Genomic DNA, 19,173 nt, shown 5'->3' with positions numbered 1-19,173 from the left:
TTAGACAGACGGACGATCTGGTCCTTCTAACTTTTTATCGCCATAACCTGTTTTCTTTTCCTCTTCTTTTTTAACATTGTTTTTTTTGTCATTAAATTTCGCTTTTTTGTTCACTTCATATCCCTCCTTCCATCTTATTGTGAAGCAATTACCGTTAAAAAATACAGCGTATTTCCACTAAAAATGTATGATTTCTTCTAGTTTTGTCGGCAAGGAAGGGGAAGCGCAGAACATCGCGAATACTAAAGTTAAGCAGGTTATAAGGAGGTTCTATGTGAATGTTAACATCTAAACATGAACAGAATACTAATCATACAGTTTCAAAAAAAGAATTTGAAAGAGCATATGTAGAATTAGCGGATCGGATCCGATTGATTGATCAACGACTATCAACGAAGGCTGATGAAGTTGTTTTGACAATGGCTTTAGCACATCGACAAGAAATTGAAGCGTTACAAGATGAGATTGTCGAACTGCATCAAGAATTAAAAAAAGTTAAAATACAAACATCTAGAAATGAAAAAACACAAGTAACATCATTTGTCCAATCGAACAATCCATTACTTAATTGGTTCAAAAAAATGCAATTCGCCCGAAAATGAGTTAGATTAGTAAAGAAGGGTGGGAATTGGATATGGATTTTTTGGCACTTACAAATGAGTTAGAAAGAACGTTTGCCCAATTAAAAGATAAGTATTTAACCAGTGAAAAACCTTTAGATAAAAGAGATCAGGCGTTTTTCAACTATGTAAAAGAAGAAACAACGCCACTATATAAGATGATCCAACAGTGGGAAACGCTTGCCGAAACATTCGTTAAGAGGAGAGAAGTAGGTGTACATCCTCAACAAGTAGTGTCGACTAAAGAAAATTTAGAGTTGTTGTTATTGCATAGCTATTATATCGATGTGAAACGGAAAAGATATATGGAATTATACCAATCTATTCAATATGTCTTCGATTTATTACGCAAGAGCAGTTGAAGGACTATCCAACTGATTCCGGCTGCCAAGAGGAAGGGAGGAATAATATGGTGAACATAGAGTTAATTGAAAAAGCAAAAGAAGTACGAGAACGTGCATATACACCATACTCAAACTTCAAAGTAGGTGCAGCTCTGAAGACCAAATCTGGTAAGGTGTATGTAGGTTGTAATATTGAGAACGCTGCCTACCCAGTTAGTTTATGTGCGGAAAGAGTCGCTATATTCAAGGCGATCTCTGAAGGGGAAACAGAATTTGATGAACTAGCGGTTATTGCCGATACAAGCCGTCCAGTACCACCTTGTGGGTCTTGTCGCCAGGTGATGAGTGAATTTTTCGCTAAAGATACAAATGTCTATACAAGTAATCTACAAGGTGAAGTGAAAAAGATGACAGTCGAAGAATTACTTCCATTTTCATTTGAACCAAGAGATCTAGAAAAACATTAAAAAAATCATCAAAATAGGTGGTTGTCTCTGACAAGGCTCCTTTCTCTTACATAGGTTATTAGAGAATAAAGAAAGAAAGGAGATTTATCATGAGTCACAAACCCTATGGATTTCATCATGGTTGCCATCACCCGGTAGAGGAGGTGGTGTATCCAACAAAATATAACGAGGTTCACACATGTAGTGAGAACACAGTAGAACATGTACACCCATCGCATACTACAGTTGTAAATCACCATCTAATTAAAAACGCACATGTTTATCCACATTCCACTTCTTATGCTAATGAAGTTGATAGTGTAGACTTTTATGCTGGTTCTTATCACGTTCCAACACCTCCAAGACCAAATGTACCAGTAAACCCATACCCAGGAGTTCCTGCACCACCAGCACCTGGTGCAGTTCCAGGATTCAATCCTAATGCGATTGGACCTAGAAGTATTCGAGGACGCAGATAATAGTTGACGAAAAGGCTAGGATACCCTAGCCTTTTTTATAAAGACAAGAAAGTAAAAAAAATCCAAGAGCTGTCTAGCTCCGGGCACCTACCTCCTCGAGGTCTTAAGCAAAAAAGCTTGTCGGGGGTGACCAAGGCGCCCTGTGCTTTTCTTAGTAAAATTAGTGAGTAAGGGTGTTTGCTGTTGTGAGAATTGTTACGGTAACTGGTTATAAACCAATCGAGATGAATATATATAATCCAAACGATAAAAAAATTGCTTTTATCAAAGCAGCAATTAGGAAAAAAATAATCTCCTTGATCGATGATGGGCTAGAATGGGTGTTAGTTTCCGGACAAATGGGGGTAGAGCTTTGGACTGTGGAAGTCATTTTAGACTTAAAAGACGAATACGATATAAAGGTAGGGGTTGTTCCACCCTTTGAAGGTCAAGAGACTCGGTGGCCAGAACATTATCAAAACGTTTTTCAGGAAATTAGTTTAGTCGTAGATTTTTTTCAATGTTTGTACAGTGGAGAATATAAAGGACCGTTCCAGTTTAAAGCGAGGGATAAATGGCTCATCAACAAAAGCGATGGTTGTTTACTGTTAATCGACGAGGAAAATCCCGGAAGCATTCGCTTTTTCTTAGAGGAAGCACAAGCTGAGAGTAGTCGAAGTGAGTACCCAATTCTTACCATAACGCCGTTTGATTTAGAAGAGATCGTACAGGAATTTATCGACCAAAACATCACTAATTATGAAGATGATTGACATTTGGCCATTAATTTGAAAAAATAATAAATAAGTTGTGCGAAATATGAGGTGAAAATGAATGTCATTAGATAGAATTCAATTAAACACAAAAGATATATTAGAAAAAAACTTTAAGACGTCAATGCGTGGCTACAATCAAGAAGAAGTAGATGAATTTTTAGATGTTGTGATTCAAGATTATGAAAGTTTCCAACATGAAATGGAAAAATTAAAACAAGAAATGGATCGACTGCGGAAACAAACTGATCTTTCTAGAACTAGACCTACTACGTCAAACCACCAAGTTAATTATGATATTTTGAAGAGATTGTCTAATTTAGAGAAGGCTGTTTTCGGAAAAAAATTTGCAGACGATTAATTTAGCTACATAAAGTTACCAATGCAACTATCCTTGTCCTTATGCTATAATCCAATGGTTGACTTAATTAACTAAACCAAATACAATAGTAAAACAAAATGAATGTTTGAGTAATCGCTGCACATCTGATGTGTAGAGGAAAGTCCATGCTCACACAGGCTGAGACGCTTGTAGTGTTCGTGCTTGACGAAGTCATAAGTCAAGGTAGCCATTGGTTAACGGCAGGGAGACCACCTAAGTCTTTGGATATGGTGCAAGTACCCTTGAAAGTGCCACAGTGACGTAGTCGTTTTGGAAACAAAACGAGTGGAACGAGGTAAACCCCACGAGTGAGCAACCCAAATATTGGTAGGGGCATCCTTGATTAGGGAATGGAACCGAAAAAGGGACAAGCTCTTTGCTTGTAGATAGATGATTACTGCTTAATGTACGAGGCTGACCACCGTTTGTAGTACTAAAGTACAGAACATGGCTTACAAAACATTCATTTGGTCTTGATATAATATTAGACAAATACCCTTTCTAACTGATATGTTAGAAAGGGTATTTTTTACACAAAAAAACAAACACTGTGTTTGAAAGAGAATCTTTTTAACGTCTTGTTATGTTCGGAAGAAGGGAAGCATTATGACTAAAGATTTTACAATAATTGCAACAGCAGCAATGGGGCTAGAGTCAATTGTTGCACAGGAAGTAAAAAATCTAGGGTACGAACCAGTTGTCCAAAATGGTCGAATAACATTTGAAGCTGATGCACTTGCAATTCCAAGATGTAATTTGTGGCTTCGTACAGCAGATAGAGTAAAAGTATTAGTAGGTGAATTTGAAGCAAAAACGTTCGATGAATTATTTGAAAAAACAAAGGCACTTAACTGGGAGCAGTATATCCCAGAGGATGGGCAGTTTCCAGTTATCGGTAAGTCAGTCAAATCAACGTTACATAGTGTGCCAGATGCACAAGCCATTGTTAAAAAAGCTATTGCAGAACGCCTGAAAACAAAATACGGTGTCGCCTCATGGATGGAGGAAACGGGAGCACTCTATCGGACTGAAATCGCTCTTCATAAAGATATAGCGACTCTGACAATCGACACTTCTGGGACAGGCTTACATCGAAGAGGGTATCGAGTTGGACAAGGGGAAGCACCATTAAAAGAAACATTAGCAGCTGCTCTTGTTCTTTTAACAAATTGGAAGCCTACCAATCCATTTGTCGATCCTTTTTGTGGTTCAGGTACGATTCCAATTGAAGCTGCATTAATTGGTCAAAATATTGCACCTGGCTTTAATCGTTCCTTTGCCTCGGAAGATTGGGATATCACCCCGCCAATGCTATGGGAGAAAGCTCTAGAAGAAGCGGAGGACCTTGCTAATTATGATCAACAGTTGGATATCACTGGTTCTGACATTGATCATCAGATGGTTGATATAGCAAGAGAAAATGCGATTGAAGCTGGTTTAGGTGATTTAGTTCGTTGGAAGCAAATGCAAGCAAAGGATTTCAACCCCAAAACAGACACTGGCTATATAGTTGCAAACCCACCATATGGTGAGCGGATTGGTGACCGGTTAGAAGTAGAAAAAATGTACAAGGAACTGGGCCAAGTGTTAAATAAGTATCCAACATGGAGCATCTATATCCTAACATCAAATGAAAAATTCGAATCATTATTCGGCCGAGAAGCTACCAAAAAACGAAAACTATTTAACGGATTTATACGAACAGACTATTACCAATACTTTGGTAAATAGAAACTTATGCCCGAAGTGCTAGGCGCTGGAGCTAGACAACAAGAAAAGCGGAAGCGCCTGGTCAGCACAGACAGGCATAAGCCAAGCCCTGACGTGGCAGTCTGTGCCACAAAAGGGATTGACTTATGCCCGAAGTGCTAGGCGCTGGAGCTAGACAATAGAAAAGCGGAGGGCGCCTGGATTAGTTCTGACATTTATTTTCTTATCTCTTAACAACACGTACCCTGATTAATAGTGCGAAGTCGGTAGAAATGGGGAGAAAACATGAAGGAAATGGAACACGAATTTTTAGAGTTTTTAAAGGAACAAAAAGCGTATGAAGAAGCATTAGCTTTGATTCAATGGGATTTACGAACGAAAGCACCAAAAAAGGGGTTAGAACAACGCTCCGAAGTTATAGGGATGTTATCACAAAAACTACATCAGCTTTCTACTTCAGATCAAATGAAATATTACATTGATTCTTTAAAAGGACAAACAGAAGATGAAATAATTGCAAAGTCAATCGAAGTTTGCCAGGAGGATTACGAGCGAAATAGTAAAATTCCAGAACAAGAATATAAAGAATTTATTACCGTTCGATCTAAATCAGAAACAGTCTGGCAAGAGGCAAGGGAAAAAAATGACTTTAGCTTATTACAGCCTTACTTGGAACAGTTAGTTGAATTTAATAAGAAATTCGCTAATTACTGGGGATATGAAAAAAATATTTATGATGCCTTACTTGATTTATATGAGCCAGGGATGACGACTGAAACATTAGATACTGTCTTTCCACCATTAAGAAAGGCGCTGACAGACCTTGTAAGTAAAGTAACCGATGCAACTGTGAAACCTGACTCAGCTCTTTTAAAACATCATTTTCCGAAAGAAAGCCAGGAGAAATTCAGCCTAGAAATTTTAAAACGAATGGGTTACGATTTTGACGCAGGTAGATTAGACGAAACCATTCATCCTTTTGCGATTGCATTAAACCCTAGTGATGTCCGAGTTACAACCCGATACGATGAAAATGATTTTAGAATGGCGATTTTTGGAACAATTCATGAAGGTGGTCACGCGCTTTATGAACAAAATATCGCTGAAAATCTAGCAAAAACACCATTAGCAACAGGTACGTCAATGGGAATTCATGAATCACAATCCTTGTTTTGGGAGAATTTTGTCGCAAGAAATGAAGGTTTTTGGGATAACCATTATGACGTGTTTAAGCAAATTGCCCCCTCACCGTTTCAGTCAATCTCGTTTAACGATTTTTATGGTGCAATAAATGAAGTGAAACCCTCATTTATCCGGATTGAAGCAGATGAAATGACCTATTCGTTACATATTATGATTCGTTATGAGTTAGAAAAGGCATTAATCAACGGTGACATCAAGGTGAAAGACCTCCCACATTTATGGAACGAAAAGATGGCAGAATATCTTGGGATTACGCCACCATCTGATAAAGAAGGAATTTTACAGGACATTCACTGGTCTGCTGGTGATTTTGGTTATTTCCCATCCTATGCGCTAGGCTATATGTATGCTGCTCAATTTCATCACGCAATGGAAAAAGATTTGCAGGTTGACAGCCTAATCCAAAGTGGTCATTTTACTGACATAAAAGCATGGTTGGCTAGGCATATCCACCAATACGGTAAAATGAAAAAACCTTTGGAACTGTTGACGGAAGTAACAGGTGAACAGTTAAATGCACAGTACTTAATCAATTATTTAACAGATAAATATACCAAAATTTATCAGCTATAGATCATTTAACGTAATAAACAGGAAAAGCACACAACCTATGTTGTGTGCTTAAATTTTAGCGAATTAATGAATCAAATCAATCCAAGTGACCGAGGAGGTAAGTTTGGAATTATATCATCACGACAAACGGATCATCCCGCTAAAACATAGTGGACAAACGGATGTTCGCCTATTATACTTGTATTAGGAATAAACGAGGGGTTGCTTATGGGGAAAATTGACTTATTAGCTAATTATATAGAGGATTTGTGGGCAAAAGGTTTCAAACTTGCTGATGAGGAAGTACAGTTTATCTACTTTGGTAGAAAATATACCAATGCAGCAGATTGGAAAGTTATTTTGTCTATCCGAGTTACCTTGCAATTCCAGCAGACTTTTGATGGTAGTTTTTATTTAAGCCTACTGGAACTATTCACTCAAGAACCGAATTATACGTATAGCGACGTAAACCAAATTCTTAAAGAAAAAGGTCTATTAGCTATTTCTTAGTGATGAATTGCTTTTCGTGCTAGAACATCCGCCGTTTTATTTTGTTTTTCGGGTATCCATTTAATGAAAAAAAACGGAAAAGCTTTTGACAGCGTTAAAATGTTATCAAGTAGCGGAAGGAACTTTTGGTTTTTGGTAAATTCCTTTTCGATTAAATCGACAGCTAGTTTAGAATCAGACCTAAAAGATAGTATTTCATCTGGATAGTTTTCTGTACATATTTCTAACGCTTTAATGATTGCCCACAATTCCGCCTCGTGATTGGACATGCTACCTAATCGAATGGAGTATTCTTCCTGTTTACTCTTAATATATATGCCAGCACCACTAGGACCAGGGTCACCACTAGAGGCACCATCTGTATATACTTCTAGCATAAAATAACTCCTTTCTTTGCTATTGGCAACCTGCAGCTGACTTAACATGTTATCTACATCAAGCGGATTATAATTTCCTAGCTTAAGAAAAGCGCAAGACCTCAGGCGGGGTAGGCGCCCGGAGCTAGACAGCTCTTGGATCTTTTTATACTTTCTTATCTTTTGAAAAAAAGCGGCAATCCTATCAGATTACCGCTGTATCGATTCATTTATTTTTTTGAAACATTGGCTGCCTGTGGTCCACGATCCCCTTCAACAACTTCAAAGGTTACTTCTTGGCCTTCTTCTAATGTTTTAAAGCCTTCCTCTTGAATAGCGGAGTAATGTACGAATACATCATTTCCCTCTTCTAATTGGATAAATCCGTAACCCTTTTCTGCATTAAACCATTTTACAACTCCGTTTTGCATGTGTACTCCTCCCATTTCTTGCACGTCAACCGTGTGAAAAATACAAACAAGATGAAAGGTTTCTAATTAAAAAGGTAGCTTCCTAGAAGTGAAGGATCAAAATTCAACCTACTTCTATAGAAGCTACCCGTAAATAATGAATCCATACATCTTCTTTGCTTGATTCAAATATAGCTTATTTTGGAAATTCAGTCAACAATCGGGAACACGTTCATCAATTTAAATACGAGTCAAAAATAGGAGAGGTTCCTATTAAAATGACAAATAATTAACTTGGTAGATTGAACTGGCTTGGGTGATTATGATGTGTTATATTCAGATAACATAATGATGAATTACAGTGTCATCACAGTACAAGGGAAAATTAAGCCGATAATCGCTTCGGTAACCGATAAATAGTTCCAATTAATTAGGAGAGTAGCTATGCAGACTAAATTAGATCTTATTGAGCAATACGTATATAGAAAATTCAGCCAAGATTTCACAGGACATGACTATTACCACATGAGAAGGGTCGCAAAAATGGCAAAACACATAGCAGAGATTGAAGGAGGGGACTTGTTTATTTCAGAAGCTGCAGGGTGGTTGCATGATATCGGGGATAAGAAATTGTTTGAGCACCCAGACAGTGAAAGGAAAGAATTACAACATTTCCTAACTAACATCGGCCTATCTCATTCGGTAACAGAGGCGATTTTTCAAGCAATAACAGATGTATCCTACAGCAAGGGTCACATACCAAAGTCGCTCGAGGGGAAAATTGTCCAAGATGCGGACCGAATAGATGCTATTGGTGCGATTGGTATTGCAAGGACATTTGCCTTCGGTGGTGCAAAAGACAGATTAATCCATGCGGATGAGGGGGAAGAGAAAAGACTTGCCTCTATCCAACATTTTCATGATAAACTTCTTCGCCTTTACCAATTGATGAACACGGACCGTGGACGGGCTATTGCCAAAGATAGACACGAATTTATGGAAGGGTTTCTCGATCAATTCTACGAAGAATGGGGTGGGCGCTGAAGCCAAGGCGCGACTTGCGCTTTTTCTATGAAAAAAAGACGACTATTCTAACTGAGTCGTCTTTTGGATGGATTTAAACGAATTTTTTATTTTTGGATTAACAGTCGCTTTGGACCGAGATATCTTTGTTGCCAATACGGATTATTCATACTACTTATCTCCACACCGTTTGATTCTCCGGCGTGAATGAACTTACCGTCGCCGAGGTAAATTCCCATATGGGACGGGCCTGGTCGGTACGTTTCGTAAAAAACAAAATCACCAACAGAAAGTTGCTTGACTGGTTTTGTTATATTCCACATTTCACTTACCGTTCTTGGGACTTGAATTGATAATTGATTAAAGACGTACTGGATATAACCACTACAATCGAAGCCTTCCGGTGTGGTTCCTCCCCATACGTAAGGGGTACCAATGTATCGCTTCGCTTCTGCAATAACATCTGAAACAGGATAACTTTGTTGTTCAATAGTCTTATCAATTTTTTTTGAACTAGTTTGTTTGCTTGGTTTTGATTTAGCTTTTGGTGGTTTATCCTCTTTGATTGGTTTTGTGGAATAAATCTGTTTAGCCGTTTTTTGATTTATTTCATTTTCCACCTCAATGCCTTGGTCTTTTTGAAATGCTTTTAATGCCTTATCTGTCATAGGACCATAAATTCCGTCTACCTTTGATTTGTAATAGCCAAAATATTGTAGCGCCTTTTGGATTTTTTTAATATCATCGCTTTTTTGACCGGGGTAGTAGGTTGTTGATATCTCTTTTAATGGCTCTAAATAGTGTTCTCTTTCTGCACGCATCATTTCTCTTAACGTCTTTTGGTCCGCTTTACCATTAATCGTTAAACCATGTTCAAATTGGAATTTCTTTAAGGCATATTCCGTTAACACGCCATATTCTCCGTCTATTTTTTTATCATAGTAAGATAGTTTATTTAATTTATGTTGAATAATGGTTACTGCTTTACTATGTTCACCAAATACAGCTACATCCACATTCTCTAAAACTTCATTCTGTAACATAGGGTAGGCATCCACATAATAAGAGAATGGCTGACTAATGACAAAACTATAGGCCATCGAATGCTTCATCACCTGTTGGACATTTCCATTTACCATGGAAACAACCCCTTTCAGATTAATCTCTCTCCTAACAAGATTTATGTTGCTTATAAATAAATATGCTTGAATTAGTTAACCGAAATATTTTTGTAATATGTTACAATAAGACTACCTATGTTAATTACAGATAAAGTAAGACATATCATTCTTCAGGGAAAAATAAATGAAGAAGCTAATAAAACATCTAAAAGTAATCATCGTTGTTCTTATTTTTTCGTTTCTCCCTTTTATGGATATTACTAAACCATTTAATGGGGTACTCCTTCAAAAGGCTCACGGAATTGAAGATTCGTTCCCAATGGAAAATTTGACGAATGCTGACTTCCTGAACCAATTAGTAATTGTTCCTAACGAAATAAGTGATCAACTATCTTTATTCGTCATGTTAGAGAGAATTAATCGGATTGATCGACCTGTATTGCAGCTATTAGTCGTTCAAGGTGTAAAAATCCGACTGTTTGAAGGAAGTTTAACCGATGAGCCATTATTAGCTTATTTGAAATCCGAACGCCCACGTGGTTATAAAGGTGATGTAACGTGGGATGATGTACCTGGCTCTGGCGGGAGTTGGTTAATTTCTGCAAAAATTGGGTCAAGCATGCCTGGTAATGGACATAGCTCTATCAATCTTGAATTGCACGAAATAGGTCATACGGTGTACAATCTTCTTTTAACAGACCGGTCATTTGCAACATCGCTTGAGGACGCGTGGAAACTTGAAGTTAAAACAGTGTTTGGTAAAAAAGAGTATTTCAACAATTATGAGTCGGAATACTTTTCTGAAATGTTTGCTAGCTATTACTACAGTGACAGTTCTAATTATGATATAAAAAAAAATGCACCGGAAACATATAGGGTGTTAAGTAACCTCGAGTCACTAAAGAGTAGTACGATTCAACCGAATTATTATAAATAGATGAAGGAGAGTTTGTTGTATGGTAACTGGTGAAAAAGCCTATTTGAATCTTTGTGAAAAGGTGCTTGAGCATGGTAGTAGAAAAGATGACCGAACGAACACGGGTACATTGTCTATCTTTGGCCATCAAATGCGCTTTAATTTAAGCGAAGGCTTTCCTTTAATAACAACAAAGCGGGTCCCTTTCCGCTTAATCGCAAGTGAACTTTTATGGTTTATTAAAGGTGATACTAATATTAAATATTTGCTTGAGCAAAATAATAACATTTGGAACGAATGGGCCTTTAAAAAATGGGTGGAAAGTGAAGCGTATCATGGACCTGACATGACTGATTTTGGCAACCGTAGTCAAACAGATACACCATTTAAAAAAGTCTATGAGGAGCAAATGGAGAAATTTAAAAGTAATATTTTATCAGATGATACATTCGCTATGGAATTTGGTGACTTAGGATCTGTGTATGGCTCACAGTGGCGTGCATGGAAAACCTCAAAGGGTCAAACAATTGATCAATTACAAGACGTCATTGATGCAATTAAAAGAAATCCGGATTCAAGAAGGCATATTGTGACTGCATGGAATCCGGAAGATGTTCCGACCAATATGGCATTACCGCCTTGTCATACGATGTTTCAATTCTATGTTGCTGATGGCAAATTATCTTGTCAACTATACCAACGCAGTGGTGATATTTTTCTTGGTATTCCTTTTAATATTGCAAGCTATGCGTTACTCACTCATTTAGTTGCACAAGTTTGTCAATTGGAAGTAGGCGAGTTTATTCACACGTTAGGGGATGCTCATATATATACGAATCACCTCGAGCAAGTCAAAACTCAATTGTCTCGTCAACCTAAACAATTACCAACACTTAAATTAAATCCTGCTAAAACGTCTATTTTTGATTTTGAAATGGAAGATTTAGAATTAGTGAACTATGAACCTCATCCACCGATTAAAGGTCCGGTTGCAGTATAAAATGAACATGAAAAAACTAGGGGGAATGAGCTTTGATTTCACTACTTTTCGCAATGGATAAACAACGGGTGATTGGTTACAACAATGATCTACCTTGGCGCTTGCCGAATGATTTGAAATTTTTCAAACAGTTAACAACAAATAATATTGTTATCATGGGGAGAAAGACGTATGATTCGATGAAGGGACCGCTTCCGAACCGAAGAAATATTATTTTAACTAGAGACCGTGCGTTTCAGCAAGAAGGCATAGAGGTAATTCATTCGATTGATACGGTTTTGGAGTGGAATAAAAAAGACCCGACAGTGGAGTACTTTGTTATTGGTGGGGCGGAAATATTTGAACAAATTCTCCCGTTTGCTGACCGGATGTATATGACGCGGATTGATGATACGTTTTTGGGTGATACATTTTTTCCAGCGTTTCAGGAAGAAAATTGGGTCCAAACAAAGGTGGAAAAGGGTATCAAAGACGAAAAAAATCCTTATGATTACTATTTTATCCAATATGATTGGAATGGCTAGTGGCAGGTCAGAAGAGTTCATAGATTTGTCGTTAGGATAAAATCTATCCATGTGCTAACATGTTAAGTATAGACATGGTATCTTTTTATCTTTATAATATGAATGAATTCGTGATGTTAGTAGTCTAAAAACTGAAACGTTATGAGGTGAGGACGTGTTTTCTACAATCGGTATTCCTGGTTTGATTTTAATAGTAATCATTGCACTGGTCGTTTTTGGACCGAAGAAATTGCCTGAGATTGGAAAAGCAACAGGTGATACTTTGCGTGAATTCAAGAAGTCAGCACGTGAACTCACTGATGAAGATGATGAACAACAATCAAAAACTCAATTGTTAAATGACGATTCAAAATCTAATTGATACTCGGAGTGATGGAAATGTTTAGTAATATTGGTTTTCCAGGGTTAATACTTATTCTCATTATTGCACTAATCGTGTTTGGACCTTCCAAGCTTCCAGAGATTGGTAAAGCAGTCGGTAGTTCGTTAAAAGAATTCAAAAAAGCTACAAGAGACATTGTTTCTGATGAAGAACCCAATAAAAAAATAGACGACAAATAAGACGAACCGTTGATTGAAGGTGTAAGGGATAACTGACCTTACATCTTCTTTTCGCGAAAGACCAGAAAAATTGCGCTTATGTGGGGGCTAATCAAGGCGCTTACGCTTTTCTTATTTGTCTAGCTTCAGCGCCTAGCCCGCCTGAGGTCATAAGTCAATCCCTTTTGTGGCAAAGATCGCCACGTCAGGTCTTGTCTTATGCCTGTGGGGGCTAATCAAGGCGCTTACGCTTTTCTTGAAAGGGGGGGGAGTATGTCTGATGAGGAGCGGGGTCAAGATGCTAATGAGAAGGAAATGAATTATTTAGATCATTTTGCTGAGTTAAGAAAACGGCTGATTTATACTGCGATTATATTTGTACTCTTTTTAATTGTTGGCTTTGTTTATGTGAAAGACATCAAATCCTTCTTTTTAAAAGATATTGATATTACGCTTACATTAATTGGGCCAGGGGAAATTATTTGGATTTATTTTACGATGGCGATGGTTGTTGCGTTAGTCGGGACAATTCCTTTTTTAAGCTTGCAAATTTGGCTATTTGTTAAACCAGGACTAACAGCTAAGGAACGAAAGGTGTCGCTCGCGTATATACCTGCAATTTTCTTGTTGTTTTTAGCTGGACTAGCTTTTGGATACTATATATTTGTCTACTTAATTCTTCCGTTTTTACTTTCTTTAAATGATGGTGTGTTTAACGCAATGTTTACTGTAGAAAATTATTTCCGATTTTTATTTCGAGTAACGATGCCATTTGCGGTTATGTTTGAAATACCAATTATTACGATGTTTTTAACTAGCTTAGGAATACTAACACCAGATTTTTTAAAGAAAACAAGAAAATATGCGTATTTCGTTTTAGTTGTGATTGGTACGATGATTTCGCCACCAGACTTCATCCTACAGTTAGTTGTAGCTGTTCCATTAATTGTGCTATACGAAATAAGTATTGTTCTATCTCGAATGGTCTATCGTAAAAAGGAACAAAAACATCAAGAATTTATGAGCGAACAGGAGTAAAAGATATTGGCTTTATTGAGGTGAAATTGTGCAGTCTTTTTATCATTATATGATGCGTTATCGCGGTGCTAAAGTAGCAACAGATGAAAGTCGATTAGCAGAATGGATATTTCATGATCATGACTTTCCAAAGCATTCTACTTCATATGATGAAGTGAGTCGCTATTTAGAATGGAATATTCCGTTTACTGAGGCTATCGGAGTGTTCGACCGGCTATGGGATGATTACATTGCTAACCGGTAAGAAAAAGCGCAAGTCGCGCCTTGCTAGACAGCTCTTAGATTTTTTTCATCTTTCTAATCTTTTAATAAAAAAGTGCTTGATTTCATGTGGAAATCAAGCACTTTTTTGTGTAGTTCATCATTAATCAATCGATTCGAGTTGAATGATTTGTGATAATTCAATTGTTATAAGTGAATGAGGGTAACTTGTCTTTATTTTTAATTGATTTTGAGTTAAATCAATGGCGGAAATGATACCTTCATAGGTATCAAAATCATAATTACGATACACGGTTAGTAAAACGGCTGCTTGCGTAACGAGTGCTTCTTGTAGCTTCGTGTTCAGTATTTCTAAATATTGTTCATCTAAGATTGGTTTTTGTTTCTTTCGGTCTTCCTGCCATAGCTGTCTTAGCATTTCCACATGTTCTGGCAGCATCAGAGAAGACCATTTCATCGTGCCTCTGTCATTAACCATTGCGTTCACCTCTATGGAAAATTATAAACGAACATTCGTTCCTTTTCAATAGATTAAGAACGCTCGTTCGTTTATAATAAATAGTAAAGGTTGAACAAATCTTTTAGCGTAAGAAGTTGGTTAATTTAAACATAACTAATAAAAATAAATCGTGGTAAAATGGTTGGATAAGGAGAGGATGTTTAATGAAAATTTTACATACTGCGGATTGGCATTTAGGGAAGATTGTCAATAGTGTTCACATGACTGAGGACCAGGCATACATTCTTGCCAAGTTCATCCAGATTATCATAGATGAAAAACCGGATGTCGTGGTCATTGCGGGCGACTTATATGACAGAGCTATTCCACCGAAAGAAGCGGTTGATTTACTGAACCAAACATTGACAACGATTGTAAGTGACTTAGAAGTACCTGTACTTGCAATAGCTGGGAATCATGATAGCCCAGACCGCTTAGAATTTGGTAATCAACTGTTTCGAAAGCAACAACTATACTTGGAAACGAAATTAAAAGGGGAGCTTTCACCCGTCACACTTTATGATGACCATGGACCGGTTCACTTTCATTTAATTCCCTATATAGAGCCAGCGGATGCGAGGCAGTTTTTTGGGGATGAAGGTATCCAGTCGCATCAAACTGCAATGGAGGCAGTTGTGAAGCATATTGAACAACACCATGACATGAAGGAACGACATGTATTTGTTGGGCATATGTTTATGGCTGGAGGAATGGAATCAGAGTCAGAAGAAAGGTTATCGATGATTGGTGGCACGCCGTACGTTGATGTAAATCTTTTTGAAAAGTTTACGTATGTCGCGCTTGGTCATTTACACCAGCCTCAACGGATTATCAAAGATACGATACGATATAGTGGATCTATTTTAAAGTATTCCTTTTCTGAGGCTAACCATAAAAAATCAGTCACAATAGTGGAATTAGATGAACAAGGTAATTGTCAAATTTCCCAAGTAATGCTCATGCCAAGACGGGATATGAGAATCGTTGAATCCTATTTTAATGAACTATTAGATGGGTCTACTAGTGAAAAATCGGATGATTATTTACATGTTAGTTTATTAGATGATGGACAATTACTGGATCCGATGGGCAAATTAAGAAAGAAATTCCCAAACATATTAAGACTCGAACGGAAAGTTTTAACTTCAACCATGCAGTTGAATGATTTAAATAGAATACGAGAAAAACAAAAGATGACTCATACAGAACTATTTGAATCATTTTATAAAGAAATGAAGGGTGATGACATTCCAGAAGAGCGAATCGGACATATGTCAAAAATTGTCCAAGCACTGATGGAACAAGAAAGGGGGAAGTAATCCATGCGTGCAATATCATTAACAATGACAGCATTTGGTCCGTATTGTGAGAAACAGACCATTAGATTTAGTGATTTAGGTGAAGAATCTATTTTTCTAATAACTGGTCCAACAGGTGCTGGAAAAACAACTATTTTCGATGCTATTTGTTATGCCTTATATGGTCGAGCTAGTGGAAGTGATCGAGATCAAGATTCTTTAAGAAGTCACTTTGCAACAATCGATCAACCGACCGAGGTTACGTTCGTCTTTGGGTTGAAAGAAAAAATCTATCAGGTGACTAGATATCCAAAGCAACAGAAGCGAAAAGAACGAGGGGATGGATATACCGATGATCCAGCCCGCGCGGAATTATATGAAGTAGACGATGATAAACTGCAACTTATCTCATCAAAGATAAAAGATGTCAATGAATTTCTTGAAGACCAACTAGGCCTCGATTATGAACAGTTTAGAAAAATGATCATGATTCCGCAAGGTGAATTCCGTAAGTTAATTTCAGAGAATAGTAAAGAAAGAGAAGAAATCCTTCAAAAGATATTTCGAACTCATTTTTATCAACGGATTACAGAAGAGCTGAAGAAGCAAGCGAAAGAATTAAAACAATGGATTGAAAATATAGAATGGAAAATGGAACAAGAAATAGCGAAAATTGATTGGGTGCACTACGAAAGGTCTGAAGAAGACCAAACAGGAGAATTGCTAGTAAAATTGGCGAAAGAAATAGACTGTGATCAGGTAGAAAAGAAAGAATGGCAAAACAAACTGAAACAGGAAAAAGAGTTACTAAAAGCCGCCCAAAATGACTTGTATGCAGGTAAGCAGCTCGTTACCTTGTTTGACCAACAGGAGCAGCTAAACAAACAACAAACAAAACTGGACGAACAAACAAAGCAAATGGAAGTGAAGCAATCACAAGTAAGCCTAGCGAAACAAGCCCAGTTAATTGTACCGTTTGAGATACAAGTAGAGGACCGTAAAAAAGAATGGCACGACCAACAACAGAAAGTTACCAACCAGTCAAAAATAATCGAGAAATTAACAGTCAAAGCTGAGCAAGTCCAACAAGCGTATGAACAGGAGAAAGAAAACGAAAGTAAGCGCGAAAAGCTTAAAGAAGAAATTGCAAACAAAAAGCAGCAATTAGACAAGCTAAAGCAATTGAAAGAACTCGAAACGGACGTTGCAAAGACAAGAAAAGAAAGTGAAGTAATTAATCAAACAATTGAGCGCATTCAAAAACAATCCAACACAATTGCAAGTAAGCTTGATTTCATCGAAAAAGAATTAGCTAATCAGAATCAATCGACAAAAGATTACTATCAGTTAGAGGCATCTGCCAAAGTGTTGCAGGATACGTACACAAAGTTAGAAAAGTTACGAAAAGAAACGAGACAACTAGTTAAGTTAAGAGAAGAATTTAGTCAAGTCAGTCAGCAGTTCAAAGCGGCTGAAGCTAAACTTGCCAATCAAAAAGATGAGTTAAATATATTGGAAGAAAAGCAAAAACAGCATCATGCTTTCTTTTTAGCCAAACAGCTTGAACAGGGGCATGCCTGTCCTGTCTGTGGCTCTAAGGAGCACCCAAACCCGATGAAAGAACACAATCCGTCTGTTTCTGAAGAGCAAATAAAGAAAGTGCAATATCGAATAAAAGAACAGGAGCAGGAACTAAAACGTTGGCAGGACGTCTATATACAAGTGAAATCAGATGGGCAGGCGCTTCGGAAGACGGTCGAAGAGCTTCACTTAGAATTTAGTAATAATCTTCCAGAATTAGATGAGCCAAGAATTAATGAGCAACTAACGAAAATAAAGACCGAAATAGACCAAGTAAGTAATAAAAAAAATGAGCTAAGCCGTGAGCTAAAGAAGTTAGATGATTATATAAAGGAACGAAAGACGCTACAAACAAATCGAAAAGAACAAGAAGAACAGCTGGAGCATTATCAACAACTAAAGGAAAACATCGCCAAAACCGAATACCGTATCCAAGCACAAGTAGACCAAATTCTCGAATCGTTACGAGATCCATCTCTTTCTTTAGCAGAGCTAGAACAAGAAATACGTAACAACATACTAGCGTATGACAAGCAAATAAAAGAGTGGGAGAAGATTCAAGAACTATATAGCCGGATTTCAGGTGAATTACAAGAAGCTAAAACAGTACAAGTGCAATTGAAATCGTTTTTAGCTAGCTTTCAAACAAAATATGAAGACCAAACACATGTATACAAGACTAAAATTATCGAAACAGGCTTTCATTCAGAGGAAGAGTACCAAGCATCTAAGCTATCAAATGAACAACAGAAAGCATTGGAGCAGGAGCTAGAAACATACCAGAAGGAAAAAGAATTTGTCTCCTCTCAGTTGAAAGCTTTAGCAACTAGTTTAAAGGATAAGCAGAAACCAGATCTATCAGGGCTAGAACAGCGAGTTAACGAGCTAGAAACGATGGTGGAGAAAACTAGTGAGGCGATCCAAACAGTTACCATTCGCATTACGAGCCATGAACGATCAAAACAAAAACTCGAAGAACTTCAAAAAGACTACCAGCTCTATGTAAAGCAATTCTATGATATTGGTGAACTAGCAGATTTAGCAAGAGGTGAAAATCATTTAAAGCTATCGTTTGAGCGTTATGTATTGTCTTCTTTCTTAGACGAAATATTATTGCAAGCAAATATCCGATTAGACCAATTAACCGAGCACCGGTACCAGTTAATCCGTAGTGATCAAGTGGCTAAAAGAGGAGCACAAAGTGGTTTGGATTTAGAAGTTTTGGACCATCATACAGGACAACAACGTTCGGTTAAAACGCTATCAGGTGGTGAGGGGTTTAAGGCTGCACTAAGCTTAGCGCTAGGAATGGCTGATGTTGTTCAAGCGCATGCCGGTGGTGTTCAATTAGAGACGTTATTTATTGATGAAGGATTTGGTACCTTAGATGAGCTATCACTTGAGCAGGCGATTAATTGTCTAAAAGGATTACAACAAAGTAACCGGGTATTAGGGATTATTTCTCACGTACCACAGTTGAAAGAAGAAATTCATGCAAAATTACAGATTACACCGTCACCTAAAGGTTCGAGTGCGAAGTTTGTATGTTAGTATTTTTGCCAATAATTTCACCTAAAAAACTTTCCCTGTACGTGTTATAGTAAAGTAAGGTAATAGTTGGTCCCCTCGTCTTTGGTGAGGGGGACC

General features: G+C 37.5%; 23 protein-coding genes and 1 other RNA gene. 20 read left to right on the top strand and 4 right to left on the bottom strand.

Features of this window, described 5'->3' with window-relative positions; all coding sequences use genetic code 11:
• Window positions 1-278: 278 nt before the first annotated feature.
• The 10 genes from NC799_RS00225 to NC799_RS00180 all read left to right on the top strand — a co-directional run bounded on the left by NC799_RS00225 (window position 279) and on the right by NC799_RS00180 (window position 6,998).
• Window positions 279-602, top strand: a complete 324-nt coding sequence (locus NC799_RS00225; RefSeq protein ID WP_272444307.1) for a hypothetical protein — start codon at window positions 279-281, stop codon at window positions 600-602.
• Window positions 603-634: 32 nt separating this feature from the next.
• Entirely contained in the window at window positions 635-982 is a 348-nt protein-coding gene (locus NC799_RS00220; protein ID WP_272444766.1) for a DUF1798 family protein, read from the top strand.
• A gap of 47 nt (window positions 983-1,029) precedes the next feature.
• Entirely contained in the window at window positions 1,030-1,431 is a 402-nt protein-coding gene (gene cdd, locus NC799_RS00215) for a cytidine deaminase (protein ID WP_272444306.1), read from the top strand.
• Between the two features lie 89 nt (window positions 1,432-1,520).
• Entirely contained in the window at window positions 1,521-1,889 is a 369-nt protein-coding gene (locus NC799_RS00210) for a CotD family spore coat protein (RefSeq protein ID WP_272444305.1), read from the top strand.
• 185 nt (window positions 1,890-2,074) lie between these two features.
• Entirely contained in the window at window positions 2,075-2,641 is a 567-nt protein-coding gene (locus tag NC799_RS00205) for an SLOG family protein (protein WP_272444304.1), read from the top strand.
• Window positions 2,642-2,702: 61 nt separating this feature from the next.
• Window positions 2,703-3,002: a cell division regulator GpsB gene (gpsB, locus tag NC799_RS00200; protein WP_272444303.1), complete on the top strand. Its 300-nt coding sequence runs from the start codon at window positions 2,703-2,705 to the stop codon at window positions 3,000-3,002.
• Between the two features lie 102 nt (window positions 3,003-3,104).
• Window positions 3,105-3,483, top strand: an RNA gene (gene rnpB, locus NC799_RS00195) — RNase P RNA component class B.
• Window positions 3,484-3,629: 146 nt separating this feature from the next.
• A complete protein-coding gene (locus NC799_RS00190; RefSeq protein WP_272444302.1) occupies window positions 3,630-4,754 on the top strand; it encodes a THUMP domain-containing class I SAM-dependent RNA methyltransferase in 1,125 nt (374 codons plus the stop codon).
• Window positions 4,755-5,018: 264 nt separating this feature from the next.
• Window positions 5,019-6,509 (top strand): carboxypeptidase M32, encoded by a 1,491-nt coding sequence (locus NC799_RS00185; protein ID WP_272444300.1) that lies wholly within the window; start codon window positions 5,019-5,021, stop codon window positions 6,507-6,509.
• A gap of 207 nt (window positions 6,510-6,716) precedes the next feature.
• Window positions 6,717-6,998: a DUF6123 family protein gene (locus NC799_RS00180; RefSeq protein WP_272444299.1), complete on the top strand. Its 282-nt coding sequence runs from the start codon at window positions 6,717-6,719 to the stop codon at window positions 6,996-6,998.
• Here the strand turns inward: NC799_RS00180 and NC799_RS00175 are convergent.
• Both NC799_RS00175 and NC799_RS00170 read right to left on the bottom strand, forming a co-directional pair.
• Window positions 6,995-7,375 (bottom strand): reverse transcriptase-like protein, encoded by a 381-nt coding sequence (locus tag NC799_RS00175; RefSeq protein ID WP_272444298.1) that lies wholly within the window; start codon window positions 7,373-7,375, stop codon window positions 6,995-6,997. The genes NC799_RS00180 and NC799_RS00175 overlap by 4 nt on opposite strands.
• Window positions 7,376-7,584: 209 nt before the next feature.
• Window positions 7,585-7,785, bottom strand: coding sequence for a cold-shock protein (locus NC799_RS00170; RefSeq protein WP_272444297.1), 201 nt, complete (start codon window positions 7,783-7,785; stop codon window positions 7,585-7,587).
• A 423-nt stretch (window positions 7,786-8,208) separates the two neighbouring features.
• Between NC799_RS00170 and NC799_RS00165 the strand changes: the two genes are divergently transcribed.
• Window positions 8,209-8,808, top strand: coding sequence for an HD domain-containing protein (locus NC799_RS00165; RefSeq protein WP_272444296.1), 600 nt, complete (start codon window positions 8,209-8,211; stop codon window positions 8,806-8,808).
• Window positions 8,809-8,894: 86 nt separating this feature from the next.
• On the opposite strand, the gene NC799_RS00160 is transcribed toward NC799_RS00165, so the two are convergent.
• A complete protein-coding gene (locus NC799_RS00160; RefSeq protein WP_272444295.1) occupies window positions 8,895-9,926 on the bottom strand; it encodes a C40 family peptidase in 1,032 nt (343 codons plus the stop codon).
• A gap of 166 nt (window positions 9,927-10,092) precedes the next feature.
• Here NC799_RS00160 and NC799_RS00155 point away from each other — a divergent pair, with 166 nt between their 5' ends.
• The 7 genes from NC799_RS00155 (at window position 10,093) to NC799_RS00125 (ending at window position 14,170) form a co-directional block, all read left to right on the top strand.
• A complete protein-coding gene (locus NC799_RS00155; protein WP_272444294.1) occupies window positions 10,093-10,845 on the top strand; it encodes an anthrax toxin lethal factor-related metalloendopeptidase in 753 nt (250 codons plus the stop codon).
• 19 nt (window positions 10,846-10,864) lie between these two features.
• A complete protein-coding gene (locus NC799_RS00150; RefSeq protein ID WP_272444293.1) occupies window positions 10,865-11,824 on the top strand; it encodes a thymidylate synthase in 960 nt (319 codons plus the stop codon).
• Window positions 11,825-11,856: 32 nt separating this feature from the next.
• Window positions 11,857-12,348, top strand: a complete 492-nt coding sequence (locus NC799_RS00145; protein WP_272444292.1) for a dihydrofolate reductase — start codon at window positions 11,857-11,859, stop codon at window positions 12,346-12,348.
• Between the two features lie 154 nt (window positions 12,349-12,502).
• Window positions 12,503-12,709 (top strand): twin-arginine translocase TatA/TatE family subunit, encoded by a 207-nt coding sequence (locus NC799_RS00140; protein ID WP_272444291.1) that lies wholly within the window; start codon window positions 12,503-12,505, stop codon window positions 12,707-12,709.
• 17 nt (window positions 12,710-12,726) lie between these two features.
• The gene (locus tag NC799_RS00135; protein WP_272444290.1) at window positions 12,727-12,909 is read left to right on the top strand and encodes a twin-arginine translocase TatA/TatE family subunit; all 183 of its coding nucleotides are present in this window, start codon (window positions 12,727-12,729) and stop codon (window positions 12,907-12,909) included.
• Between the two features lie 252 nt (window positions 12,910-13,161).
• Window positions 13,162-13,926 carry a twin-arginine translocase subunit TatC gene (gene tatC, locus NC799_RS00130; protein WP_272444289.1) on the top strand — a complete coding sequence of 255 codons (765 nt, stop codon included), beginning with the start codon at window positions 13,162-13,164 and terminating at the stop codon, window positions 13,924-13,926.
• A 28-nt stretch (window positions 13,927-13,954) separates the two neighbouring features.
• Window positions 13,955-14,170: a YozE family protein gene (locus NC799_RS00125; protein WP_272444288.1), complete on the top strand. Its 216-nt coding sequence runs from the start codon at window positions 13,955-13,957 to the stop codon at window positions 14,168-14,170.
• A gap of 120 nt (window positions 14,171-14,290) precedes the next feature.
• On the opposite strand, the gene NC799_RS00120 is transcribed toward NC799_RS00125, so the two are convergent.
• Complete coding sequence (locus NC799_RS00120; RefSeq protein WP_272444287.1) at window positions 14,291-14,626, bottom strand: YolD-like family protein; 336 nt, start codon at window positions 14,624-14,626, stop codon at window positions 14,291-14,293.
• Window positions 14,627-14,811: 185 nt separating this feature from the next.
• On the opposite strand from NC799_RS00120, the gene NC799_RS00115 reads away from it, so the two are divergent.
• Entirely contained in the window at window positions 14,812-15,966 is a 1,155-nt protein-coding gene (locus NC799_RS00115; protein WP_272444286.1) for an exonuclease SbcCD subunit D, read from the top strand.
• Between the two features lie 3 nt (window positions 15,967-15,969).
• Window positions 15,970-19,077 (top strand): AAA family ATPase, encoded by a 3,108-nt coding sequence (locus tag NC799_RS00110; RefSeq protein ID WP_272444285.1) that lies wholly within the window; start codon window positions 15,970-15,972, stop codon window positions 19,075-19,077.
• Window positions 19,078-19,173: the final 96 nt, after the last annotated feature.

The sequence above is a fragment of the Aquibacillus salsiterrae genome (assembly GCF_028416595.1).
Lineage (GTDB): Bacteria > Bacillota > Bacilli > Bacillales > Amphibacillaceae > Aquibacillus_A > Aquibacillus_A salsiterrae.
The sequence above is the reverse complement of the archived record's forward strand: the minus strand, read 5'-3'. Positions and strand labels throughout refer to the sequence as shown.

What these genes read in the sequence shown, in the direction of transcription:
- NC799_RS00225 (WP_272444307.1), top strand. Translation starts at nt 279, where the DNA reads ATGTTAACATCTAAACATGAACAGAATACTAATCATACAGTTTCAAAA.
- NC799_RS00220 (WP_272444766.1), top strand. Translation starts at nt 635, where the DNA reads ATGGATTTTTTGGCACTTACAAATGAGTTAGAAAGAACGTTTGCCCAA.
- cdd (WP_272444306.1), top strand. Translation starts at nt 1,030, where the DNA reads ATGGTGAACATAGAGTTAATTGAAAAAGCAAAAGAAGTACGAGAACGT.
- NC799_RS00210 (WP_272444305.1), top strand. Translation starts at nt 1,521, where the DNA reads ATGAGTCACAAACCCTATGGATTTCATCATGGTTGCCATCACCCGGTA.
- gpsB (WP_272444303.1), top strand. Translation starts at nt 2,703, where the DNA reads ATGTCATTAGATAGAATTCAATTAAACACAAAAGATATATTAGAAAAA.
- NC799_RS00190 (WP_272444302.1), top strand. Translation starts at nt 3,630, where the DNA reads ATGACTAAAGATTTTACAATAATTGCAACAGCAGCAATGGGGCTAGAG.
- NC799_RS00185 (WP_272444300.1), top strand. Translation starts at nt 5,019, where the DNA reads ATGAAGGAAATGGAACACGAATTTTTAGAGTTTTTAAAGGAACAAAAA.
- NC799_RS00180 (WP_272444299.1), top strand. Translation starts at nt 6,717, where the DNA reads ATGGGGAAAATTGACTTATTAGCTAATTATATAGAGGATTTGTGGGCA.
- NC799_RS00175 (WP_272444298.1), bottom strand. Translation starts at nt 7,375, where the DNA reads ATGCTAGAAGTATATACAGATGGTGCCTCTAGTGGTGACCCTGGTCCT.
- NC799_RS00170 (WP_272444297.1), bottom strand. Translation starts at nt 7,785, where the DNA reads ATGCAAAACGGAGTTGTAAAATGGTTTAATGCAGAAAAGGGTTACGGA.
- NC799_RS00165 (WP_272444296.1), top strand. Translation starts at nt 8,209, where the DNA reads ATGCAGACTAAATTAGATCTTATTGAGCAATACGTATATAGAAAATTC.
- NC799_RS00160 (WP_272444295.1), bottom strand. Translation starts at nt 9,926, where the DNA reads ATGGTAAATGGAAATGTCCAACAGGTGATGAAGCATTCGATGGCCTAT.
- NC799_RS00155 (WP_272444294.1), top strand. Translation starts at nt 10,093, where the DNA reads ATGAAGAAGCTAATAAAACATCTAAAAGTAATCATCGTTGTTCTTATT.
- NC799_RS00150 (WP_272444293.1), top strand. Translation starts at nt 10,865, where the DNA reads ATGGTAACTGGTGAAAAAGCCTATTTGAATCTTTGTGAAAAGGTGCTT.
- NC799_RS00135 (WP_272444290.1), top strand. Translation starts at nt 12,727, where the DNA reads ATGTTTAGTAATATTGGTTTTCCAGGGTTAATACTTATTCTCATTATT.
- tatC (WP_272444289.1), top strand. Translation starts at nt 13,162, where the DNA reads ATGTCTGATGAGGAGCGGGGTCAAGATGCTAATGAGAAGGAAATGAAT.
- NC799_RS00120 (WP_272444287.1), bottom strand. Translation starts at nt 14,626, where the DNA reads ATGGTTAATGACAGAGGCACGATGAAATGGTCTTCTCTGATGCTGCCA.
- NC799_RS00115 (WP_272444286.1), top strand. Translation starts at nt 14,812, where the DNA reads ATGAAAATTTTACATACTGCGGATTGGCATTTAGGGAAGATTGTCAAT.
- NC799_RS00110 (WP_272444285.1), top strand. Translation starts at nt 15,970, where the DNA reads ATGCGTGCAATATCATTAACAATGACAGCATTTGGTCCGTATTGTGAG.